The organism is Kitasatospora sp. NPDC004289, from assembly GCF_053602875.1.
In genome coordinates, this window is the sequence record NZ_JBSGEL010000020.1 from 55,155 (window position 1) to 75,518 (window position 20,364).

At 72.0% G+C, this 20,364-nt stretch carries 28 protein-coding genes; 6 read left to right on the forward strand and 22 right to left on the reverse strand.

From position 1 onward, the window contains the following. Positions 1–2 precede the first annotated feature (2 nt). Positions 3–326: a hypothetical protein gene (locus ACWEPF_RS15890; protein WP_452172981.1), complete on the reverse strand. Its 324-nt coding sequence runs from the start codon at positions 324–326 to the stop codon at positions 3–5. A gap of 180 nt (positions 327–506) precedes the next feature. Between ACWEPF_RS15890 and ACWEPF_RS15895 the strand changes: the two genes are divergently transcribed. The 4 genes from ACWEPF_RS15895 (at position 507) to ACWEPF_RS15910 (ending at position 3,901) form a co-directional block, all read left to right on the forward strand. Beyond that, positions 507–1,259, forward strand: a complete 753-nt coding sequence (locus tag ACWEPF_RS15895) for a hypothetical protein (RefSeq protein WP_452172982.1) — start codon at positions 507–509, stop codon at positions 1,257–1,259. Positions 1,260–1,335: 76 nt separating this feature from the next. Then, on the forward strand, positions 1,336–2,310 hold the full coding sequence (locus ACWEPF_RS15900; RefSeq protein ID WP_452172983.1) for a helix-turn-helix domain-containing protein: 975 nt from the start codon (positions 1,336–1,338) through the stop codon (positions 2,308–2,310). After that, complete coding sequence (locus tag ACWEPF_RS15905; protein WP_452172984.1) at positions 2,307–3,146, forward strand: hypothetical protein; 840 nt, start codon at positions 2,307–2,309, stop codon at positions 3,144–3,146. Before ACWEPF_RS15900 ends, ACWEPF_RS15905 begins: the two co-directional genes overlap by 4 nt. Next, on the forward strand, positions 3,143–3,901 hold the full coding sequence (locus tag ACWEPF_RS15910) for a hypothetical protein (protein WP_452172985.1): 759 nt from the start codon (positions 3,143–3,145) through the stop codon (positions 3,899–3,901). The genes ACWEPF_RS15905 and ACWEPF_RS15910 overlap by 4 nt, the downstream gene beginning before the upstream one ends. Before the next feature lie 104 nt (positions 3,902–4,005). On the opposite strand, the gene ACWEPF_RS15915 is transcribed toward ACWEPF_RS15910, so the two are convergent. From ACWEPF_RS15915 to ACWEPF_RS15925, 3 genes are read right to left on the reverse strand one after another with little or no spacing between them, the layout of a single operon-like run. Then, positions 4,006–4,338: a hypothetical protein gene (locus ACWEPF_RS15915; RefSeq protein ID WP_452173088.1), complete on the reverse strand. Its 333-nt coding sequence runs from the start codon at positions 4,336–4,338 to the stop codon at positions 4,006–4,008. After that, entirely contained in the window at positions 4,338–4,589 is a 252-nt protein-coding gene (locus ACWEPF_RS15920; protein ID WP_452172986.1) for a hypothetical protein, read from the reverse strand. Before ACWEPF_RS15920 ends, ACWEPF_RS15915 begins: the two co-directional genes overlap by 1 nt. Positions 4,590–4,601: 12 nt before the next feature. Further along, positions 4,602–5,432 (reverse strand): peptidoglycan recognition protein family protein, encoded by an 831-nt coding sequence (locus tag ACWEPF_RS15925; protein ID WP_452172987.1) that lies wholly within the window; start codon positions 5,430–5,432, stop codon positions 4,602–4,604. A 110-nt stretch (positions 5,433–5,542) separates the two neighbouring features. On the opposite strand from ACWEPF_RS15925, the gene ACWEPF_RS15930 reads away from it, so the two are divergent. Then, positions 5,543–6,064 carry a hypothetical protein gene (locus tag ACWEPF_RS15930; RefSeq protein WP_452172988.1) on the forward strand — a complete coding sequence of 174 codons (522 nt, stop codon included), beginning with the start codon at positions 5,543–5,545 and terminating at the stop codon, positions 6,062–6,064. Here the strand turns inward: ACWEPF_RS15930 and ACWEPF_RS15935 are convergent. The 17 genes from ACWEPF_RS15935 to ACWEPF_RS16015 form a co-directional block, all read right to left on the reverse strand. Continuing rightward, positions 6,055–6,786: a hypothetical protein gene (locus ACWEPF_RS15935; RefSeq protein ID WP_452172989.1), complete on the reverse strand. Its 732-nt coding sequence runs from the start codon at positions 6,784–6,786 to the stop codon at positions 6,055–6,057. The genes ACWEPF_RS15930 and ACWEPF_RS15935 overlap by 10 nt on opposite strands. Further along, positions 6,786–7,892: a hypothetical protein gene (locus tag ACWEPF_RS15940; protein WP_452172990.1), complete on the reverse strand. Its 1,107-nt coding sequence runs from the start codon at positions 7,890–7,892 to the stop codon at positions 6,786–6,788. The genes ACWEPF_RS15935 and ACWEPF_RS15940 overlap by 1 nt, the downstream gene beginning before the upstream one ends. Continuing rightward, entirely contained in the window at positions 7,892–9,091 is a 1,200-nt protein-coding gene (locus ACWEPF_RS15945) for a hypothetical protein (RefSeq protein ID WP_452172991.1), read from the reverse strand. Before ACWEPF_RS15945 ends, ACWEPF_RS15940 begins: the two co-directional genes overlap by 1 nt. Positions 9,092–9,104: 13 nt before the next feature. Then, entirely contained in the window at positions 9,105–10,040 is a 936-nt protein-coding gene (locus ACWEPF_RS15950; protein WP_452172992.1) for a phage distal tail protein, read from the reverse strand. A 4-nt stretch (positions 10,041–10,044) separates the two neighbouring features. Then, positions 10,045–12,930, reverse strand: coding sequence for a phage tail protein (locus tag ACWEPF_RS15955; protein WP_452172993.1), 2,886 nt, complete (start codon positions 12,928–12,930; stop codon positions 10,045–10,047). 25 nt (positions 12,931–12,955) lie between these two features. After that, positions 12,956–13,078: a hypothetical protein gene (locus tag ACWEPF_RS15960; RefSeq protein ID WP_452172994.1), complete on the reverse strand. Its 123-nt coding sequence runs from the start codon at positions 13,076–13,078 to the stop codon at positions 12,956–12,958. An 86-nt stretch (positions 13,079–13,164) separates the two neighbouring features. After that, positions 13,165–13,596, reverse strand: coding sequence for a hypothetical protein (locus ACWEPF_RS15965; protein WP_452172995.1), 432 nt, complete (start codon positions 13,594–13,596; stop codon positions 13,165–13,167). Positions 13,597–13,598: 2 nt separating this feature from the next. Continuing rightward, on the reverse strand, positions 13,599–14,045 hold the full coding sequence (locus tag ACWEPF_RS15970) for a phage tail tube protein (protein ID WP_452172996.1): 447 nt from the start codon (positions 14,043–14,045) through the stop codon (positions 13,599–13,601). 9 nt (positions 14,046–14,054) lie between these two features. Then, positions 14,055–14,480, reverse strand: a complete 426-nt coding sequence (locus ACWEPF_RS15975) for a minor capsid protein (protein ID WP_452172997.1) — start codon at positions 14,478–14,480, stop codon at positions 14,055–14,057. After that, a complete protein-coding gene (locus ACWEPF_RS15980) occupies positions 14,473–14,826 on the reverse strand; it encodes a hypothetical protein (protein WP_452172998.1) in 354 nt (117 codons plus the stop codon). Before ACWEPF_RS15980 ends, ACWEPF_RS15975 begins: the two co-directional genes overlap by 8 nt. 30 nt (positions 14,827–14,856) lie before the next feature. Then, positions 14,857–15,174 (reverse strand): hypothetical protein, encoded by a 318-nt coding sequence (locus ACWEPF_RS15985; protein WP_452172999.1) that lies wholly within the window; start codon positions 15,172–15,174, stop codon positions 14,857–14,859. Further along, entirely contained in the window at positions 15,174–15,590 is a 417-nt protein-coding gene (locus ACWEPF_RS15990) for a hypothetical protein (protein ID WP_452173000.1), read from the reverse strand. The genes ACWEPF_RS15985 and ACWEPF_RS15990 overlap by 1 nt, the downstream gene beginning before the upstream one ends. An 8-nt stretch (positions 15,591–15,598) precedes the next feature. Beyond that, positions 15,599–16,114, reverse strand: a complete 516-nt coding sequence (locus ACWEPF_RS15995) for a hypothetical protein (protein ID WP_452173001.1) — start codon at positions 16,112–16,114, stop codon at positions 15,599–15,601. 13 nt (positions 16,115–16,127) lie between these two features. Further along, positions 16,128–16,694 (reverse strand): hypothetical protein, encoded by a 567-nt coding sequence (locus tag ACWEPF_RS16000; RefSeq protein WP_452173002.1) that lies wholly within the window; start codon positions 16,692–16,694, stop codon positions 16,128–16,130. Next, positions 16,691–17,080, reverse strand: coding sequence for a hypothetical protein (locus ACWEPF_RS16005; protein WP_452173003.1), 390 nt, complete (start codon positions 17,078–17,080; stop codon positions 16,691–16,693). Before ACWEPF_RS16005 ends, ACWEPF_RS16000 begins: the two co-directional genes overlap by 4 nt. A 2-nt stretch (positions 17,081–17,082) precedes the next feature. Beyond that, on the reverse strand, positions 17,083–18,144 hold the full coding sequence (locus tag ACWEPF_RS16010; protein ID WP_452173004.1) for a major capsid protein: 1,062 nt from the start codon (positions 18,142–18,144) through the stop codon (positions 17,083–17,085). A 13-nt stretch (positions 18,145–18,157) separates the two neighbouring features. Next, positions 18,158–18,934, reverse strand: a complete 777-nt coding sequence (locus tag ACWEPF_RS16015; RefSeq protein ID WP_452173005.1) for a hypothetical protein — start codon at positions 18,932–18,934, stop codon at positions 18,158–18,160. Between the two features lie 80 nt (positions 18,935–19,014). Between ACWEPF_RS16015 and ACWEPF_RS16020 the strand changes: the two genes are divergently transcribed. Next, a complete protein-coding gene (locus ACWEPF_RS16020) occupies positions 19,015–19,239 on the forward strand; it encodes a hypothetical protein (protein WP_452173006.1) in 225 nt (74 codons plus the stop codon). Here ACWEPF_RS16020 and ACWEPF_RS16025 read toward each other — a convergent pair. Next, entirely contained in the window at positions 19,236–20,354 is a 1,119-nt protein-coding gene (locus ACWEPF_RS16025; RefSeq protein WP_452173007.1) for a phage minor capsid protein, read from the reverse strand. The genes ACWEPF_RS16020 and ACWEPF_RS16025 overlap by 4 nt on opposite strands. Positions 20,355–20,364: the final 10 nt, after the last annotated feature.

Here is a 20,364-nt window from a genome sequence, read left to right on the forward strand (position 1 = left end):
CGTCAGGGGCGGTAGGCGGCGGCGTGCCGGTCGGCGGTGAGCGGGCGGATCGGGCGGAGGCAGGTGTCCTGGTAGTGCACCCACACGTCATCCCAGACCGAGATCCGCAGCCACGCTGCCCACCCGCCGCGGGGGAGGCGTCGCCAGCCTCGTAGGAGTGCTGGGTGCCAGCAGCCCCACCGCCGGACCCACACCGGACGGAATCGCTCGACCAGGGCGCCGGCGCGCTCCAGGTCCCTCGGGTCGACTGGCCGGGCGTCGAGCCAGCTGGAGGTGTAGCCGGGGGTGCAGCGGGCGTAGGTGGGGAGGGGTGGGGTGGTGCTCACGTCGCCAGTATCGAACGTGCGTGCGATCTGGCCAACCGTCAGGCCGCGTCACCCCTGCGAGTGAAATTACAACCCAGGGTTGTGATCATGCCCAACCCTGGGTTGTAATTGTGGTGTCGGGGCAGCCACCCCGACACCACGGACCCCGAACCACCGGGGCCCACCAGGGGAGGATCCCACATGCGCACCATCCACAGCAGCTGGAGCACGGCCACCGTCGACACCGACGCGGCGGAGGCCCTCACCGCCGCCGTGAAGGCCGCCGGAGCGGACCGCGTCAGCCGCGACACCGACCAGTGGGGCCGCACCACCCGCGAGCTCACCCTCACCACCTACGCCGCCCCCGACGGCACCACCCGGCACGCCGTGGCCTGCACCGACGGCGACGGCGAGGACCTCCTCGACACCGACGACGAGGCGGAGGCCACCGCCTACTACGAGAAGACCGCCCGCGAGATGGACGAGAGCGCCGGCTGGGACGAGACCGACGTCAACGGCCTCACCCTCGCCCACTACGCCGCCCACATCGAGCGCACCGAGGACCCCGCTCTCGGCTGGACCGCGATCGAGTCCACCGAGCACCGCCTCGACGACAACGACCTGACCGTGGCCAGCTACCAGGACGCGGCCCAGACCCTGCTCGACATCGCCACCGACCCGGTCAGCGAGGCCAACCGCCTCGCCGAGCTGTGCCGCCGCGCCGGCGTGCCCCAGCTCGACCCGGGCACCGGCCGGTGGGTGCGCGTGCGCATCGTCGTGGACGGCCGCCAGGAGGCCGAGGCCACCACCGAGCTGGAGGCCCCCGAGGTGACCGACCAGGACGTCGCCGAGTTCGTCGCCGACCTCCAGGCCGCCGACCACGCGGAGCGCGAGCGCTGGGAGCAGCGGATGGAGGAGGACTACGCCGAGGAGCAGCGCCAGGCCAGCAACTGACCCGCCGCCCACCGCGGGGGCGGGCTCGTACTCCGCCCCCGCGCCCCGTCCGCACCAGCTACCGGAGGCCCCGACGATGTCCCCCGACCTGACCTCGCCGCCCGCTCCCGACGCGATCACGACCGCGCTCGTCAGCCGCGACCCGCTCCGCCGCTACCAGGCCGCCGGGACCGCCGCCGCCTACTTCGCGGCCGCCCAGACCGACGCCCTGCAGGCGCTCGTCGACGCCCACGGCGGGAACCAGTCCGCCGCCGCCCGCGAGATCGGCGTCACGCCGCAGGCCGTCAGGAAGCGCCTGGCCGCCCGCGAGGGCCGCTCGGCCGAGGCAGCCGATGGCCAGCCCCAGCAGCAGCCCGCCCTGTTCTTCCGCAACGTCGACCAGGCCGACGGCGAACTGCGGATGTACGCCCTCGCCGCACAGGACCTCGCCGACCGGCGCGACCAGCTGGTCCTCGGCGCGCTCGCGGCCGGCCTGAGTCCTGAGGCGATCTGGCGCCGCACCGGCATCGCCCCGGAGGTGATCGCCCGCCTCGCCCCCGCCGAGCCGATCACGGTGGGGGTCGACGTCGACCTGCTGCTCGACACGTTGGAGGACACCGCCCGGGCCCTGCACGCCTACGTGCAGACCCTCGAAGCGAACCCCGGAGTCGACATCCTCACCCAGCGGCTGTGGTCGTTCGCCGCGGAGTCGTTCACCCGCAACTGCGCCCCCGGTGCGCTCGCCCCGCCCGCCCCCCGCCGCGAGGACTACGCCACCACTGAGGAGTGGGTCGAGGCCTGCGTGGGCGACGACTCCGCCCCGCAGCCCGACCCGGGCACCCCCGACCCGCTGGCGTGGGAGTCCGGCCCCGACGCCTGGATCGCCGCGCAGATCGTCATGCTGCGCAGGGCCGCCGCCGAAGGCACCGACGCCCCGAGCCTGGACGGGCCCGAGCGGGCCGCCGCCCAGCTGGCCGCCCGGGTCCAGCGGGCCGTTGCGGACGCCTACCTGCACCTGCGTACCCACGGCACCGTCCCCGTCCTGCCGGACCCGAAGGAGTGGACCGCGTGAGCCGCACCACCGACTTTCTGCCCGACCTGTGGCCGTTCGAGGAAGACGAGGTCTACCCCGCCCACAGGGCGGCGCTGGTTCACCTCCAGCGCATTGTGCGCGAGATCCCGTTGTACGGGGGTGATGTGGAGCTGGCGTTGGTGACCGGCCTTCAGGGGGCGGCCCGTCTCACCGGGCGGAACGAGTTCCAGTTGGCCAACTGGCTTCGGAGCCGGACGTACGTCGAGGAGGGCTCTGATCGGAAGCGCCGGGCTGATCTGGCATCCCACGTCGCACGTGCCGGCTTCGTGGCCCTGCACCTCACCCTGGCGGAGCGGCACCCTTGGCTGCACAAGAACTGGTCGTTCCGGAGCAGCATCGAGGCAGTTTGCGCGCACCACCTCTACGACGGGCCGAAGGACGAGGAGTTCTACAAACGGCTCAAGGCCATGCACTTCCCCTCTGACCGGTTCCAGGCAGCCCGGACGTTGCGCAAGCTGCTGGACTCCGCAGAGCGTGACCTGCGCGACGCTGGCATTTACGACGTCGTCAAGACCGCCGCATCATTCACCACCTCCAGCGATCCGGTTCTCATCCGGGGCCGGCTGGTCCGTGAGCTGCTGGCCGCGCTGTTGTCGGCCCGGGCTCTCGATCACCTTGGTTCCGGGATGGTGGTGTGTCTCTTCACTCGAAAGCCGCCGACCCTGTACGGCAGCGGCAGCATTGAGAGGTACTTCCTGGCGCCGCTGCAGCAGCCCACCGCTGACGACGAGGCCGAGCCGCCGATCGACGAACTTCAGGACAGCGTCGACAGTCTGATCCACCAGCTCGCTGCTGAAGGGGGCCCCGCCACATGAACGCGGCTACCGAGACCGACCCTGCAATCACCGGCGGGACGCACGAACAGGCATGGGCCGCGCTCCAACGCGTGCTCACCCCGAGTCTCCTCGACCCTGAGGCCTGCCTCGCCAAACGCCTCCAGCCCCTGCACGGGGGCCAGCTCTACACCCTGCTGTCGCACGCCATCCACCACCGCAGTGCGCAGCGGCGCATGCAGGGACGTTGGGGCATGGCCCGCACCGCCTGGTCCCTGACCGCCGATCACGGGCGCCCCGGCGCCATGAGCGAAATCCAGTACTCCGCCCGGCTGGCGAACATCATCGTGGCCCGCTGGCTCTCGGACCGCCTCGAAGCGGACGAGCGACTTGGCCACCTGCCGGAGCTCTCCGACGCTCTGGCCGTCCTCCAGCGCAGCACCAACGCCGAGTGGCGGCGCGTTGCCGACGCCTTGGCCCTGCGCCGTGCCCTTCTCGACCCCGGCGCCCGCGAGGCACTCAGGGGGGCGGGCTTGCTGCGGGTGGTGGAGATGATGACTCGGTACTCCAACGGCACTGACGAGATCGTGATCCAGGGGCACGTGGCGAACCTGACGATGCGGGTCGTTGGCCGCGGCCGGGCGGCCGAGCTGGGAAGCGCTCTTGACGGTCTGCTGGGGGACCAGCCCTCGTGGTTCCCGGCCTTCACGTCCACCTCCTCGGTGCCGAGCGCGCGGCCGCCGGCGAAGGCGCCCGCCCCGACCGAACTGCCGAACGACGGCAAGGACGACTCCTAACGGCCACCAGTAGACGCTGCCGTACTGCCACGAGCCGACCGTCGCGGACCCCCGACAGCACGAAACCGCCCCCGCCCGGCCCGAAGGCCGAGCGGGGGCGCGGTTCAGCGGCTGAAGTTTGAGTAGACGCCGAGCGCCAAACCAGCCAGACCCACCAGCCCGCCCGCCGATGCGAGCGGCCATCGGGAGGCCTCCAACGACCGGAGGCGGGACTCCTGCCCCAGCTCGGCATCAGCGGCCCGGGCCTGCTCCAGTGCCGCGAGCCGCTTGTCCAGGTCGACCAGCTCCACCCGGTGCTCACCGAGAGAGCGGTCGGTCTGATCCGAGCGCTGCACCAGCAGTTGCAGGCTGCCCTTGATTTCGGCAAAACCCGTACTCAGCTCGCCCCTCAGCTTCTCCAGTTCGAGCGCGGTAGCCGACCCCGGCTCCGGCCCCATCACTCGGTGGCCGCCCGACGCCAGGCCTCCGCGTCCGGGTCCGCCTGGGCCCGCAGCCACGACGGCAGCAGACGGTCCACGGACGGGAGGGCCATCACCCTCGTGACGCCGGCGGCGACGGCCAGGAACACGCCGACCCCGGGAGTGGCCTCGGGGATGCCGGAGGCGTTGACGATCAGGGGCATCGCGGCCAGGAGGCCGAGGAGGCCCTGAACGGAGGTGCGGATGGTTCTGCGACGAGCGTCGGTCATAGTGATCTCCGATCAGGTGATGTTGTCGGTACGGAAGGCGGCGGTCCAGGTGGCGGGCCCGATCAGGCCATCCCGGTCGAGGCCCTTCTCGGCCTGGAAGGCGCGGACGGTGTCGAGGGTCTTCTGACCGAAGTAGCCGTCGGCGGAGCCGATCCCGCCCCAGCCGCGGTCCCGCATCCGCTGCTGGAAGGCCTGGACATCGGGGTCACGCCGGTTCGGCGCGTAGCCCATGACGTGGCCCGGGTAGGCCTTGAGGACGTTCGGCTGCTGCGGCGGGGCCGGGGGTTGCGGCGGCTGGACCACCGGCGGCGGGGTCTGGCCAGCCGGGCGCGGCGCACCCTGCTGCACCCACCGGTACAGCGGCTCGCCGGGGCAGGAGGTGGCGTAGCCGTCGCGGTGCCCGCGGACCTCCGGGCCGGCGCCGCCGTCGCGCCGCAGCCACTCGATCGCGTCGACCAAGCCGTTCAGCATGGCCTCGGTGGGCTCGGTCAGCCCGGAGTCGCCGAGCATCGCGCACACCGCGTAGTGCGCCTTGTTGAGGGCACCGTTGCCGTTGGCGGCGCACTGCATCCCGGCGCCGCGCATCTCGTAGACGGCCGAGTGCGGGCACACGATGGCGGTGTAGGCCCCGTCTACGTAGCCCTCGGCGGTGTTGGCCATGTGGCTGGCCTGGATGGCGCGGACCCGGGCGGCGCATCGGTGGTGCTGGTCGGGTCCGGCAAGGTCGGCGGGGACGGCGGTCCCCTCGTAGTGGATCTTGACGCCCTTGGGACGGTCGGTGAGCGGGGTGAGCGGCCGCTTGGGCTCGGCTGCACCCCAGTTGCTGCGTCGGACGAGGTCCATGGCGCCTCCTGGGCATGAGAAAGCCCCCGGGCCAGTAGGCGCGGAGGCGAGTACGTGTCGGGCTGTGGCGGTACCGTGGTGGGCACCAATGAGCCTGGGGGGATGAAGAGTTGAAGATCAGAAAGCAGGTCGCCTCGATCGGGGCAGCCGTGGCCGTCGTCCTCGGGGGCAGCATGGGCGCCTGGGCACTCAGCAACGCCAGCCCCCGAACGCCCATCACGAACCAGCAGGGCACGGCGGCGAGCGCGAGCACGACGCTGGAGCCCAGCACCACGCCCTCGACCAGCCCGAGCGCGCCACAACCGAGCAGCAGCCCGACCGCCACCCCGACCACACCGACCACCGAGGCAAGTTCCGCCAGCTCCGCGCCCACTCCGACGAAGGCCAGCACCGTGAGCACACCCACCACACCGACCACCCCGGCGGAGCCCACCCACACGCAGGACCCGACCAACACCGACCCCGCCACCGCAGGCCAGTACAACGGCGGCCACGGCACCGCAGACAACGGCCCCTACCCGAGCCGCGGGCCGGCCGACCCGAACGCGCCCACCGGCCCGCCCAACAAGGAGGCCAACACTCCTCCGAGCGCAAGCCCGTCGCCGTCGCCGTCGCCGTCGGCTCAGGACTGAACGCCCCACGTAGACAGGCCACGGACACCGATCGTCCCGGCGCCACCTGTGACGCGGGCCTGCCAGTGCAGGTTGGTGTCCATCAGGAACGTCCCGGGCAGCGTGCCCGTGACACTGCTCCAGGTGAAGGTGCCCGAGCTGATCGATATGGGACCGGCCACCACGTTCGCGGCGTCGTCCGTCAGGCGGATCTCCCCGGTCGTCCCGACACTCGTCTGCACCAGGTAGCCGGCGGTCACGCGCGGGTGGTGGCGCTTCCACATCAGGTGCTGGAGCGTCACGAAGCTGCCGCTTGAGGTGGTGTCGGTCGGGGCGGCGGTGGCGCTGAACCAGGCGTCGGTCGACAGGTAGGGCCGGGCCAGTCCGCCGGCGGTGATGTCGTCGGCGAAGAGGATCTGTCCGTTCTTGTCGAACACCTGCACCGGTTGTGCCCCGGAGCCTGACGCGGACCAGACCGAGAGGGCCAGGGTGCCGTCTTCCCGACGGACGAGGAGCCCCTGTTGGGGGCTGGTGTCGGGGTGGTCGGGTGCGACGCGGCCGATGAACAGGATGTTCTGGCCCCCGGGCGTCCTGACGATCAGTTGGCCGCCGTCAGTGATCGTGACGTCCCCCGTGATCGCCGACAGGGCGGGCCGGGTCTGTGAGCGGCCCTCGACCAGTCGGAGGCGGTCCTCCAGCGCGCGGATCCGATCGAGCAGGTCGGTGGGGACGTTGGGTGGCATCAGGCGGCCTCCAGGTAGAGCTCGGCGGTCTCAGGACGGCCGCGCTCCTCGGGTGAGACCCGGTAGCCCACCACCCGGTAGCGGGAGTTGAGGCCGGGGGCGGGGTTCCAGGTGTCGGTGATCCGCAGCCGCACGGAGCTGCCCAGCGCGGGCTGTTGGCCGGGGTCGGTGCGGATCGTCACGGACGGGATCGTCAAAGGGGTCGAGGCCCGGGCGAGATCCGCCGTCGCGTGCTCCAGCAGTACCGCCGGGTCCTCGACCGAGCTGTAGTCCGACGAGCCGTCCAGGAGTGGCCAGCCCAGCGCGATGAGGTCGTCCCGGGTCACCGGGTCGGTCAGCATGGGGTAGGACCGCTGGGTCTGGTCGTCGTTGACAGACGCCCCGCGGCTCTGCCACTTGGTGGCGAACGTGGTGGCGTCCTGCGGCAGCGCGTACGCCAGCACCGGGCCCGGCAGCGAGAGGACCGTCTCGCTGCTGGTCGTCAGCTTGGGGTAGCCGAGCCGGAAGTAGCGGTGGCGGACCCCGGCCGAGTCCGCGTACACCTGAATTCGCCACTCGAACCCGTTCTGAACGGCGGCGAGTTGGTCCAGGAGGACACCGATGTAGTTGAGGTCGGTCGCCTCGTAGGTACGGTCACGGAGGACGCCGGACATCAGGAAGAAGTCGGCCTCCAGGCCCAGATCGCCGCCCGGGGCGCCGAGTTGCGCGTAGTACATGATGCTGCGGGCTATCTCGAACTGGTCGGCGTCGGTGTACCCGGCGGTGATGTCGAAGTAGCGGTGAGACCGGTAGATGGACTCCAGACAGGCGGCCTGGATCTGGAGCTGGGGCCCGGTGCGCTGATTCAGGGCAGGCGTGATCGTCCACAGCGGGCCAGCCCACGCGATCTGCCCCGCCCGCTCCAGGTGCAGCATGGTGCGGCCCGGGATGAGCGACTCGCGGGCCTCGCGGGCGAGGTCCTCGGTCGGGATCGGCACCGTCGCGGACAGGGAGCCGGTGCGGCCGATGTAGTCGTCGTACGAGGCGCCCTCGACGGGGAGGATCGCGAGGGTCGCGTCTGTCCGAAGGTCGCACACCCGCAGCTGGTAGGCGTCCTGAGAGGGCATCAGGCGAGCCGCCGCAGGACTACGTACGTGCCCGCCCTCATGATGCTCGCGGTGCCGTTGGCGACGTACTGGGCCCAGCGGAGGGTGAGTGTCCCGGCGGTGCCGCTGGTCACGAGCAGGCCGCGCAGGGTGCCGGTCATGACGGTGGTGTTGTTCGCTGCGGCGCCGCCCAGCGGGAAACTCGTGCTGGTGATGTCCTGGCGGTCCAAGACGACACCGCCGGAGGAGACCGTGCTGGCCACAGTGGTGAGCTGGGCGTGGACGATCCACGTGTAGGTGACGCCGGCCGGGGCGGACCAGCCCATGCGGATGTCCGCGTCCTGGTGCGCGCTGTACACCAGCAGGCCCGACACCTCGTAGACGGCGTTCGCGGCCACCGCGAGCTGGATCTGGTCGTCATCGGCCATGGTGGTGGTCGAGCTGGATAGGTCCGAGGTGCGGCGGGCGAAGACGGTGCCGCCGATACCGGTTACCGTCAGGTTCCCGTTGACCTGCATGGTGCTGGTGGCCGAGCGAGTCAGCGACGTGTCGCCGAGCTCGAATTTGCCGGCGGTGCCCAGGCGCATCACCGACTCCCAGAACGCGCCGGTGTAGCGCTCCAGGATCCCGAACTGGCCGCCGCCGTCTCGCCACTGCCCGGCGTACGACCCGGCGGTGGTGCCGTCCGGGGTGATGCCGCCCGCCGGGACCGTGTACACCCGACGGTCCGTCAACGCCGTGCCCCAGTTGATCGGCGCACCCGCCGACGCACCGGCCGGCACCAGGATGTCCCACAGGCGCAGCGCCGAGTTGGTGGTGGCCGGCGCGGACGGCGCCACCGGGGAGGCGTTGGCGGTGCCCTGCACGTAAGTAACGACCGCGCTGGTCGCCCCGGAGGTGTCGTACAGCTGGTCGTTGACGACGAGGAACACGCTGTCGATGCGCGGCAGGCTCGCATGCCCGTTGGCCACGGTGATCGCCTCGGCGGCCGTGACCGCCACCGGGTACGCGCCCTGCGACCCGGACCCCTGGATCACTGCACGGCCGGTGGAGATGCTGCCCGACATGCCGGTCCCGGTCAGCAGCAGCGGGGTACCGCCGGGGATGACCCCGGAGCGGACGGTGAGCTGCCCGGTGGGGGTCATCAGGCCGATCGGCGCGAGCCGGGTGTCGGCCCTGGTCTGCCCGGGGTTGGGGTGCCAGGCGGTGCGAATGGTCACAGGGTCCTCCTGGTCACCAGTAGGCGGAGCGCCAGCGCACGGTGGCGCTGGCGGCGGGGTCGGGGATCGGGTCGGCGGAGCGGAACGTCACCGTGCTGGTGCCGGGTGGCAGAGTGAGGGATCCCTCCGGCTGGGAGCGGCTGGTCGCGTAGCCGATCCGGGACTGGCCGCCGAGCAGCACCGACGGCGCCCACGTGTCGACAACCAGGACATCGCTCGCGCCGAGGACGAGGTCGTACTCCAGCACGACCTCGGTGCCGAGCAGGGTGAGCGCCGGAGTTGTCACCGGCCCCCGAATCTCGATCACCGGATGTACCGGCGCGTCACCGGAGTTGAGGCAGAGTAGGTCCCCGGTCGAGCCGGGCGTGCCCCACACCAGGCCGGTTTCCGACGGTGACCCCCAGGCCAGGCCGGTTTCCGACGGGGAGCCCCACGACAGGCCGGATTCGGGCTGCGGGAGGGCGGTCGTGGCGACCTGCTCGGTCAGGCTGTAGCGGCGCGGGTCGGTGCACTCGAACTGGATCGCGCCCCCGGCGGAGTGGCCGAGCTGCCAGCGCGGGTCGACCGGGAGCTGACGGCGGATCACACGGGCGTAGACCAGCAGTGGCCCCCGCTCATCCAGCTGCACTACGAGCGGAGCCTCGTCGTCCACGCCGATCGGCGTTGCCGCGGACAGCGCCTGCACCGCGGTGCCGATCTGGCCGGCCGGGACCCGGACCATCAGCCCGTCCAGGGTGATGATCCGGGTCTGGGCCAACTGCCGGCCGGGCCAGGCTCCGTGCTGTTGCGCGCGGAGCTGGGTGCCGGAGTCCAGGGACGGGGTGTCCTCCCAGCCGCTGATGCTGGACCAGCGGTAGGAGGTGGTGGCCACCCCGCCGGCGCGCGAGCGGCCGAGGAGGAGGGTGCCCCACTGGATGAGGCCGGGGCCGGTGACGAGCTCACCCGCCATCAGGTCACCCCCTCCCCTTGGCCATCCACGCCAGTTCCTCGGCGGTGGACCGCGCGGAGCCGGTCGGGGCCTCGTAGTAGTTCTCGACGTGCAGCGCAGCGCCGCCCGGGCCGCCGAACGGCGACCCGAACCCACCACCGCCCGCAGCTCCGGCGAACTGCATCCCGCCGATCTCCGCCGTCAGACCGCCGAGTTGGCCGCGCAGGTCCGGGACCCGGTCGGAGATGCCGCCCATCAGGCCGTCCATGAGCATCCGCCCGGCCGGCCGCAGGAGCACCCGGTCACGCTCGCGGGGGCCCTTCCACTCCGGGATCATCCCCGTGAGCCACTGGAGACTGCCCTTGAAGTCGGGCACTTTGGACATAACGCCGTCGATCAGGGAGTCGAGCAGGTTGGCGCCTGCGTCCCACATCCAGTCGTCGGCCCGGTCGATGGCCTGGCCGATGCCCCTGAGCAGCTCCCAGATCAGCTGTTCGCCGAACTTGAAGAGCTCGATTCCGAGGGGGCCAACCGCCTTACCGATCTCGCCCGGCAGCATGAAGAGCTCGCGTACGACCGTCTTCGCCAACCCGACGAACAGGCCCTTGAACCCCTCGACCGCTTGGCGGGCGTCACCATTCAAGATCCCGGCGAGGAGCTGGAGCGCCGGGATCGCGATGTCCCGGACCTGCTTGGCCAGTTCGGTGGTCATGACCCGGGCGAGCTCAGCCAGCACCGGCGTCAGCTTCGTGAGGATGTCGGCGACGAGCTGCCCCAACTGCGGGAGCAGCGGCGCGACTTCGGCGACGACCTTGGCGAACGCGTCGGACACGACCGGGAGCACGTCCCGACCGAGGGCCTCCACGATCGGCATCAGCGCCTCGCCGAGCTTCTCGATCAGGAGCTGGACGGATGGGGCGATGATGTCCAGCGACCGGCCGATGCCCTTGAGGGCCTCGGCGAGCAGGGGCCCGGCCGTGCGACCGAGGACACCCACGGTCTCCGACAGGGCCCGCAGGCCCAGTTGGATCTGCGGGCTCGCGAACGCGGCCGCCATCTGGGCGGTGATGTCCTTGAGGACGCTGACCGAGCCGCCACCACCGAGCTGCACCGCGTCGAACACCGACCCGAAGATGTCGCCGACGTTCCTGGCGACGTCGACCAGGTCACCGATCAGGCTGATCGCCCGCTCGATGGCCCGCTGCATGCCGCCGGACGCGAACGCACCCGCCAGCCGGCCTGCGAGGCGGTCAACTGCCCCGCCCGCACGGTCCGTCAGCCGGTCGAACGAGGGTCCGGCGGCCGCCGCGACCTTGCCGAGGCCGTCCACGATCTGCCCCGGGATCCGGCGCAGGTTCTCCAGGCCCTTGGTGGCCGAGCCCATCGCGGCACCGAGCGTGCCGGACGCGGCGAGCTCGCGCGCCGCCAAGCCGACGCCCTTCGCCATGTCATTGAAGGCTCCGGCGGTACCCACCAGGTTGGCCCGCAGGGTCGGCATCACCGCAGTGGCGGTGGACCGGAGTTCACCCGCGAGGCCCTGGAACAGGCGCTCCTGAACGTCGAGCTTCAACGAGTCCCAGGCCAGCTTGAGGCGGATGACCTCCTGCACGAACGCCCGCGCGGCCGGGCTGAGCTTGGCCATCGCCTCGGCGAACTTGTCGACCCCACCCGCACCCGAGCTGACGGAGTCGTTGAGGGCGTCCTGAGCCCGCTTGATCTGCTCCAGGCCCTCACGCGCGGTGCGGGCCTGCTCCGTCTGCGCGTCCTGGACATCCCGGGTCCGGTCACCAACGGTCCGCTGAGCCTCGGCCAGGCGCTCCTGAGCGTCCGTCACCAGCCGCGAGCCCTCCACGCCGGCCCGGTTCGCGGCCGCCGTCTCAGCCCGAAGCCGACCCGTGGTGGTCGTCTGCTCCTTGAGGCGCTGAACCGCACGCTCGTACCCGAGCTCCGCCTCGGCAACGTCCCGCTCGGTGGACTTCGCGCCCTCCTTGCGGACCTCGTCGAGGCGCTCCTGGGCCCGCGCCACATCGAGGACGGCGTCGCGCTGGTCCAGCTCCGCGTCGGCGAGCCGGTTGTTGAGGTCCTCCAGGTCCTCCGACGCCTGACCCCTGGCCTCGTTGAGGTCGTTCTGAGCCCGCAGGGCGTCCTTCTGGGCGTCCGCGAGGTTCCGCTCCGCGTCCGCAACCGCCCTGATCGCGCGCTCGTTGGCGCGCGCGGCCTGCTCGGTCGCGTCCGCGATGGCCTGACGTGCCGCAGCAGCCGCCTTCGCAGCACCGCCGCCCCCGCCACCGCCACCGCCGCCTCCGGCGAACGCCGCCTTAAGCGCGTCGCCGATCCCGCTGGTGCCCAGCTTGATCGAGGCCACAGCCTGCCCCAGCGCGAACACCGCCGTCGCACCCAGCCCCGCAGCCGGCGCGACGTTGGCCAGCGCCGCCGCCAGACCCGCCGCAGCAGGCAGGGCAGCACCCAGCGCCGTACCGATCCCGGCCGCCGACACCGCGACGCTCCCAAGCGCCGGGCCCACGACGGAGCCCAGGCGCCGCAGGCGGCCGAGCATGCCGTCGATCCACCGCGACAGGCCCCGGTCGGTACCCCGCTGGAGACCGTTCGAGAGGCCGAGGGCGGCCAGCTCACCGGCGGTGACGAACCGTCCGCGCTGGTCCCTCCACCTGCCGTTCGCGTCCCGCCAGAACCCATCCAGGGCGGAGCCCGCGCGCTCGGCACCGTGCTCGAACCCATCGCCCAACTCGCGGGCGATGGCCTGCGACTCGGACGCGAACCGGCCCCGCAGGTCACGGATCCGGCCGTCCGCACTCCGGGTGAAGCCCTCCACCAGGCGCTCGGCCCGGTCGAGTCCGTCGCCGGTCTCGACATCGAACTCCGCGACGATCTCGCCAACCCGGAGCGCCACGAGACCACCCCCGTCCCGTAGTTGGTCAGGAGGAGGCGGGCAGCCCCATCAGTCGGTTGATCTCGGCGTCGCCGATCGCCTCACGGGGGGTTCGCTCGTAGGCGCGTCGCCACAGCGACTCGGCACTCAACCCGGCCAGCAGACTCATGAACTCGCGGGTCGTCAGATCCCACAGTTGACCTGCGTCAATGTGGTACTCGCGGCGGAAATCCGCCTCCAGCGGGCCCCAGTTGATCAGGACCGCTTGCCAGAAGTCCCGTGCTTCGGCTTGGCGCGCCGCTCGGCCCGGTTCCTCGGCGCCTGGGCTTTTCCCGCCTCCGCCTCCGTGACCCGCCGGGCGGCCTCGGCCATGCTCATCGACCCGGGGTTGCGCATGTTCGCGATGGACCACGCGAGGACGATCTCGAAGTCCTCGTCGCCCATCCCGGCCTTCACCCAGTCGTCGAGCGCACTCTCCCCGAACAGCGGGGTGAGGACCTCGCGGATGGCTTGGGCGTCCGAGCGGTCGTCGTTCGCCTCCAGCAGCAGGGTGTACGCGAGAGGCGTCTGGGTGGGCAGTCTGTAGGTCCGGCCGGCCAGGCGCAGGGGCTGGCCGGGCCCGCGCTGGGCCTTGCGCTCGGCGAAGAACTCGTCGAAGTCGGCGAGCTCGGTGGTGTCGTGGGTCATGCTCACACCGCCATCGAGGTCGCGGGGCCGTTGCGCGTGAACGTCGCCGACCAGCTCGTCTTGTCGTTGTTGCCGCCGCCCTGCTCACCCGGGTTCACGGTGGCGTCCCACACCGCCCAGGTCAGCACGGTCTCGTGGCGGTAGCGGATGCGGTTGTGGGAGTCGGTGGACATCCGCAGGGCCATCGCGGCGACGTACGCCTGCCCCGGGTCCTGGGCCCCGGTGACCGGGTCGGCCTCGTACCGGCCCTCCAGCGCCAGCGAGGCGCCGACCTGCATGACGTCCTCCTCGTAGAAGCCTCCCGAGTCGAAGTCCGTGATCTCGGTGTTCTCGCGGTTCTCACCGGGGTTGAGGGTGAACGAGGTCTTGCCCTTGATCGGCAGCCAGGTGCCGGTCAGGTCCTCGATCTCGAACAGCCAGCGACGTGCGTCAATCGGACGGACGGCCATGGGTGCCTCCTACTCTGCGGGGCGGTGGGTGGTGGGGGCCCCGATGTCGAGGCGGAGGTTGAAGAAGTGCTCGTGTCGACGCTGGTCATCGAGGCCCATGGAGGCCGGTGGGGCCAAGGCGACGGCGAGGACGATGTAGGTGCCGTCCGGCAAGGTGGTGGCGACCATGCCGTGCAGCAGGCTGTAGACGTCCTGCGCGCGGGCGCGGGAGACGCGGGGGTCCTGGGTGCCGCGGCAGCGGACCTGGACGCGGCGTTCCTCGTAGGGCAGTTGGGCGTCCGGCTCGGGCCCGCCGTAGCCGGTGAGGACAGTGCACGCGTCGGGCTTGGGCGGCATGGCCTCCAGGAACAGGTCACCGCCCAGGCCCGTGGGCCGGTAGTCGGCGAGGCCGTTGTCCTGGAGGAGGAGGGCGAGGCCGTCGAGGAGGTCAGCCACCTCGGCCCCCGCGCGTGGCCCGGCGGAGCTCGGCCGCGATCAGCGCCAGCACCACTGGCGCTTCCTCGATCGCCGCGAGCTCCAGCCACTTCGCGCGCCGGCCGGGCGCGTGCCGGTAGGTCAGCTCTTCGTGCTGGCGCACCGCGTACGGGGTGTCGTAGCTGACCGCCCCCTTGAGGGCGATGTCGTCGGTGGAGGAGACGACGGAGCGCTCCAGTGTCGACTCGTCGAGAGGGACGGTCTTGTTGGCCTCGGTCAGGACGTGCTCCATCCCGAGTTCCAACCCCCGCGCGGCGGCCCGGTGGAGCTCGGCCCGGACCGCTGCGAACCGCAGGCTGACGCGCATGCGCTGAGGCGCCACCAGATCACCCCCGCGTCAGGTCAGTTGGAGCTCTACGTGGTCCGGCGTCGGCAGGCCCGGTGCGGAGCGGTCGAGCTTGGCGATGACGCTGGTCAGACGCCCGTCGGGCAGGGTCACCCTGCTGCTGGGCGGGCCCGTGGTGCCCGGGGGGCAGTACGCCGTCGAGCTGGAGATGACCTGCTCGCCAGTGGACGAGCGGACCTCGCGGGTCTTCTCCTCCAGCAGGCACCGCACGGTGACGGGCGGCCCGTAGACCGGCCCGTACGCCGCATCGCCGAGGTACGGCTCGATGGTGATCTGGTGCCGGAGCAGCCAGCCCGGGACGGTGCCCATCAGGAGCACACCGCCCCGAGGACGAACCGATCGGGCGTCAGGTCCGGGGACTGGAGCGCGTCCCAGACCTCCGGCGCGACCTGCCGGGCCGGACTGTCGGCACCGCTGACGGCCGTCACCGACCGCCCCAGCCGCACCGACCCGATCTCCACCGAGCCCCAGCCGACGCCGGCCGCCCCGGTGGTGTCGCCGACCTCGTCCCGCCACTGGACCTGGGCACAGGTCGCGTCGCGGAACGCGGCGATCACCAGCGGGTCGGTGGGCATGCCGTCCTCGTCCACGGCGTACCAACAGGCCCGCAGGATCTGCGAGTCGAGGAACTTGCTCGCCTTGGTGAGGAGACTGTCGGCGTTCCCGGGTGCGGCCTGGCCGGTGTACGCGACCAGGTCCGCCGAGGTGGCGTACACGCGGGACATGGGACCTCCTACGCGGACGCGCCGAGAACGCAGATGTCGTAGGTCACCGAGGTGCCGGCGCCGCCGTTGGTGATCCGCAGGAGGTCGCCGGTGCCGGCGGTGACCGGATAGCCGGTGGCGTCCGGCGCGGCGACGGCCATGAACCCGCCAGGCCGCAGCACCACCTTGTCGGTGGCGTCCGCGACCCAGTTGACGAACGCGTTGGACGCGGCGCCGCCGACCTGCACGACATTCGTGTTCGCCGACGAGGCGGCCACGATGATGCCCTTCACCCGGGCCAGAGTGAAGACGGCGCCGAAAGCGTCGGTGAGGGTGCCGGCCAGGTCGAGGTCGTCCGTGCCGGACGCCGCGATCGTGCGGGTGGCGACCCACAGCTTGTCGACCTGCCCGGCGCCGGTGCCGGAGCCCAGGTTGAGGGTCTGCTGGTAGGCGACCGGCTGACGCGGGGCCTGCCCGGTCAGCGCGGCGACGCCGGTCAGCAGGGTGCTCAGGCTGACGCTGAGCTGGGTACCGATGAGCGGCATGCTGCCCCTCCTCTCAGGTGACGATGACCAGCGGGCACGCGCGCTGGAACGCCGGGGTGGCGATCGTGGCGGGTGCGGTGGCGGTCAGGGACGAGCCGGACGTCTGGGCGAGGTTGCCCTCGCCGGAGAGCACGGGCTTGGCGGTCTGGGTGCCGACCAGGGTGGGGACGGTGGTGGCCTTGACCTGGATCGCGGCGTAGTAGATCCCGGACTTGGTGATCCGCTGGGCGGTGCCCAGGGCGAAGGTCACCGCAGTGTCCGCGGCCCATGCGGTCGAGGTCTTGTCGGCGGACTGCGACAGCAGCGCGCCGGCCGGACTGTAGAGCGCCGCCCAGTAGTTGGTGGGGGTGCCCGCCGCGGTGCCGCCGGAGATGAAGGTCAGGTTGGTGACCAGGTCGCCCTCGTAGAGGTAGACCGGCACCGACGTCATGACCTGGGTGGTCAGCGCCGCGGTGTCGTCCAGGCCGACCCGGGCCAGGTTCGCCCGGTAGAACGTCTGGGTCGGGTCCGGGCGGCCGGCGGTGTTCAGCCAGGACAGGTCGTCGCGGACGTTGCCGCGGAACGCGCCGAGAACGGTCACTGCCCTTCCTCCTTCTGGTCGTTGGCGGCCGGGCCGCCGGTCTCGGTGCTGGTCGTCTGCTGGTCGCCGAGGACGCCCTTGCGGGCCTGGCCGGCGGCCTCGGCCGCAAGCACCCGTGCCCGCTCGTCCTCGTCGTCGAGGCTGGCGAGGTAGGCGAGGACGTCCTTGACGCCGTGGGCGGTGGGGTCGAACTCGGTGAACTCGGCGGGCTCCGGCTCCGGCGCGGCCACCTCGGTGAGGCCGTAGCCGGCGCGCTGGAAGTACGAGTAGGCGGCCAGGCCACCCTCCGCCCCGGTGTCGACGCTGGCCGACCCGGCGGTGAAGGTGATCCCGACGATGTCGCCCTTGAAGCCCGGATCGGGGTGGGTCACGGTGAACTCGGCCATGGTCAGCTCACCTTCAGGTTGCGCATCACGCCGCACGCGCGGGTGTTGCGGACCACGCCCGCCACCGGGCCCATCTCGATCTCGCCGGTCTTGACCGCGCCCGGGGCCTGGAGGTCGGGCATGTAGGCGTTGATCAGCGGCTGGCCGGCCACGGCGGCGCCGTGCAGCGCGTCCAGGCCGAAGCTCACCGCGTACAGGTCGGTGAGGCCAGTGATGTTGCCGCCGCCGCCCGCGCCGTCGGGGTCCCGGGTGCTGATCGGGATGATCGGGCCGGAGCCGGTCGACTTGTCGCCCATGTCGTAGAGGAACCACTGGCCGTACTGCTCGATCTTGCGGCCGAGATCGTCCTGGGTGGCGGTGTACATCCCCGCCCAGCGGGCGAGGGCGCGCACGCGGGTGATGCTGGTGGTGTTGCCACAGATCGCCTTCACCCCGGGCGGGAGGGCACCGGGCATGCCCGCGTCGCCGCCGCCGGTGTGGGACGGGACGATGCTGGACAGCCAGCCGTCGAGCTGGTCGAGGGCCTGCATGGCCAGCGGCTGGGAGTTGATGGTGCCCGGCGTCCAGTCCAGGTAGCCCGAGGTGGTGCCGTTGTTCAGCGGCAGGTACTCGGTGGACTGGCCAGTCAGCAGCTTGTCGAGGCCGTCGAAGCCGTCGTCCGTGGAGGTGTCCCCGGAGATGAACTGCTCCTGGGCGCGGGTGCGGATCGAGGTGAGGAGCTGCTGGGTCTGGAAGTTGATCTCGTTGGTGGCGGCGTCGCCGAGGCGGGCCAGGGCCCGGTCGATGTTGAACGAGCCGCCGAGGGGCTTGAGGTCGACGGTGTAGCGGGCCCGGGTCGCCTGCGCGGCCGGGTACTCCTCGTTGAACTTGCGGAACTGGGCCGGCCGGGCGGCGGTGAGCCGGGTGTAGCCGTAGGTCAGGGTTCCGCCGCCAGTGCCCGGGGTGACGGTGTCGTCCCAGACGATCTGGTCCAGGAACCAGCTGTAGCGGCGGAGGTTGTCGATGACGGCGTAGTCCACGTCGGACTGGGTGTTGACCGCCGCCTGAGCGAGCGTGACGGGCATGGGTGCCCTCCTGTCAGGTTGTGCCGTAGTGGCTCTTGAGTGCGGCCCCGAGGGAGGTGGGGCGCTGCTTCGTGGTGGCCTCGCCGGTCCCGCCGGAGAGGTCGGTGCCGCTGCGGCCCGCCTGGGGCACGGTGCGGAAGTTGGGGTTGGCCTCGACCGCGGTCTTGATGGCGGTGTCGAGCTCGGTGGCGAAGTTCTTGGCGGCCGGGTCCAGGGCGCTGATGGCCTTGGCGAACGCGCGGGAGTCGAGCAGGGCCGCGGTCTTCGCGCCGTGCTTCTCTGCGGCGGTGTGGACGGCGAGTTCGACGTCGCGCTGCCTGAGCGCGGTCTCCAGTTCGCCGATGCGGCCGGTCTGAGTGCTGATCTGCTCGGCGAGCTTCGCCGGGTCGGGCGGGGTGTCGTCCTTGACGAGGCCGAGCGCCTTGCCGATCTCCTGGGCGAGGGTGTTGCGCGCCTCCTGGGCGGCGTTGGCCTTCGCGGTGGTGCGGTCCTTGGCGGCCTCGCCGCGGGCGGCGGTGAGGTCCCGCTCCAGGCGGGCGATCTTGTCGGCGTCGGACTCGCCCGCGGGTGCGGCCGGGGACGCGGGCGGCGGGCCGGGCTTCGGCGGCTCGGCCACCGGGGCGGCCGGCGTCTGCGGCTCAGCGGCCGGCGCGGCGGGGGTGCCAGCGGCGGCGCCTTCGCCCTCGCCGTTGCCACCCGCGATCGGGTAGATGGGACGGCCGTCGGCACGGAAGCCGAGCACCGTCCCGGCAGCGTGCCGGGCGAGCGGGTGGCGGAAAGGGGCATGCATGATCGGCCCTCCTGGGGTCGGTCGCAGGGAACGCCCGCACCCGGCGGGCGAGTTGGAGACGACGGGCCTACCGTCGAGACATGAGCGAGATCAGCGCAGAAGAGCTGTTGGAACGCATCCGGAAGGCTCGTGGCTGGGCGAGAGCCATGGCGGACCATGCGGAGCAGGAAGCCAGCCAGGGCCCAGCTGCGGCAGATCCCAGCAGCCGCTTCAGTGGCGCTCTGGTGGGATTGGCGTACGGCGCGATAGCGATGGCTCTCGACGAGATCGTTGACCCAGGAACGCACACCCGGGACCCGGGCTAGCGGGCAGCGCCGATCTGCTCGCGCGCGGGCTTGCGCCGCAGCTGCTTCGCCGCCGTCAGCTCCCGGATCCGCGCCTGGTACGCGCGCACCCGGGCGCCGGCCGCGCGGCGGGCGTCATCGTCCAGCGCGGCTGCCTGCCGCAGCTTCCAGGACCGGACCTGCCGCTCCAGATACCGCTGACGCTGGGTGTCCTCGTACGTCGCACCGCCTGGGTGCGACACCCGAGCCGGAGGCTTCGTGACCCCGGGCAGGTACAGGCTGATGTTGTGGCGGCAGTTCGGGTGCAGCAGCCCAGCCGCGCGCGCCTCGGCGAGGGAGCCGGCCACCGTGACGGTCACCTGGCGGCCGTCCTCGATCGCGTGCTCAACCGTCACCGTGTGCGGGCCGTCCGGCCCATCCAGCGTGAGGACCTTGCCCTCCCACGGCGCACACAGCGGGCACTCCAGCGGCGCATCCGACACGATCACCAGACGCTGGCCAAGGGCCCGCAGCCGGTCCGTGTGACCCTCGATCGCAGCCCGGCCAGTCGCCGAGCGGACCGCCATCTCCGCGTACGACGCCATGCCCCAGTTCCGGCCGGCCCGGTCGGTGAACCCGGTGACCCCGCGCGCGGCGAACCCGTTCAGGGCCCGCTGGGCGGCCTGGCGGCGGGTCTGTGTGCCCAGCAGCACCGTGCCGGACGCCCGCGTGATGACGGCCCGGTAGATGTCCGGGACCGCCCGCAGGATCCTGCGGTACACCGGCTGCTGCTCGGCCACCGCCGCGTTGGCGAGCCGGTCGGCGGCTGCGGCGTTTGGCAGGTCCCGGAGGGCCGCCGCGCGCTGACCCTCCGGGAGCATCATGTCGGCCACCGCCGCCCGGTCACCGCGCCGGTAGGCCTCGGTGACGGCGTCGCGGATCGCCCCGTCGGCGTCCCGCTGGAGCGCGTCGACGGTCCGGCCAACTGCGGCCCGCAGGGCGCCGAGGGTGCGGAGCTTGGCCTCGGCCCACCCGGGCAAGCCGATCCCGGCCGCCAGCGCGGTCGCGAGGCGCTCCAGCAGCGACCGTTCGGCCTCCGCGTACAGCTCGCCGACCTCGCGCGCGAGGTCCTCACCGTCAGCCGGGGAGATCGGCACGCCGGCCACC

Coding starts and splice junctions, on each gene's coding strand:
- ACWEPF_RS15895 (WP_452172982.1), top strand. CDS start 507: ATGCGCACCATCCACAGCAGCTGGAGCACGGCCACCGTCGACACCGAC.
- ACWEPF_RS15900 (WP_452172983.1), top strand. CDS start 1,336: ATGTCCCCCGACCTGACCTCGCCGCCCGCTCCCGACGCGATCACGACC.
- ACWEPF_RS15910 (WP_452172985.1), top strand. CDS start 3,143: ATGAACGCGGCTACCGAGACCGACCCTGCAATCACCGGCGGGACGCAC.
- ACWEPF_RS15915 (WP_452173088.1), bottom strand. CDS start 4,338: ATGGGGCCGGAGCCGGGGTCGGCTACCGCGCTCGAACTGGAGAAGCTG.
- ACWEPF_RS15920 (WP_452172986.1), bottom strand. CDS start 4,589: ATGACCGACGCTCGTCGCAGAACCATCCGCACCTCCGTTCAGGGCCTC.
- ACWEPF_RS15925 (WP_452172987.1), bottom strand. CDS start 5,432: ATGGACCTCGTCCGACGCAGCAACTGGGGTGCAGCCGAGCCCAAGCGG.
- ACWEPF_RS15935 (WP_452172989.1), bottom strand. CDS start 6,786: ATGCCACCCAACGTCCCCACCGACCTGCTCGATCGGATCCGCGCGCTG.
- ACWEPF_RS15940 (WP_452172990.1), bottom strand. CDS start 7,892: ATGCCCTCTCAGGACGCCTACCAGCTGCGGGTGTGCGACCTTCGGACA.
- ACWEPF_RS15950 (WP_452172992.1), bottom strand. CDS start 10,040: ATGGCGGGTGAGCTCGTCACCGGCCCCGGCCTCATCCAGTGGGGCACC.
- ACWEPF_RS15960 (WP_452172994.1), bottom strand. CDS start 13,078: ATGAGTCTGCTGGCCGGGTTGAGTGCCGAGTCGCTGTGGCGACGCGCC.
- ACWEPF_RS15965 (WP_452172995.1), bottom strand. CDS start 13,596: ATGACCCACGACACCACCGAGCTCGCCGACTTCGACGAGTTCTTCGCC.
- ACWEPF_RS15970 (WP_452172996.1), bottom strand. CDS start 14,045: ATGGCCGTCCGTCCGATTGACGCACGTCGCTGGCTGTTCGAGATCGAG.
- ACWEPF_RS15980 (WP_452172998.1), bottom strand. CDS start 14,826: ATGCGCGTCAGCCTGCGGTTCGCAGCGGTCCGGGCCGAGCTCCACCGG.
- ACWEPF_RS15985 (WP_452172999.1), bottom strand. CDS start 15,174: ATGGGCACCGTCCCGGGCTGGCTGCTCCGGCACCAGATCACCATCGAG.
- ACWEPF_RS15990 (WP_452173000.1), bottom strand. CDS start 15,590: ATGTCCCGCGTGTACGCCACCTCGGCGGACCTGGTCGCGTACACCGGC.
- ACWEPF_RS15995 (WP_452173001.1), bottom strand. CDS start 16,114: ATGCCGCTCATCGGTACCCAGCTCAGCGTCAGCCTGAGCACCCTGCTG.
- ACWEPF_RS16005 (WP_452173003.1), bottom strand. CDS start 17,080: ATGGCCGAGTTCACCGTGACCCACCCCGATCCGGGCTTCAAGGGCGAC.
- ACWEPF_RS16010 (WP_452173004.1), bottom strand. CDS start 18,144: ATGCCCGTCACGCTCGCTCAGGCGGCGGTCAACACCCAGTCCGACGTG.
- ACWEPF_RS16015 (WP_452173005.1), bottom strand. CDS start 18,934: ATGCATGCCCCTTTCCGCCACCCGCTCGCCCGGCACGCTGCCGGGACG.
- ACWEPF_RS16020 (WP_452173006.1), top strand. CDS start 19,015: ATGAGCGAGATCAGCGCAGAAGAGCTGTTGGAACGCATCCGGAAGGCT.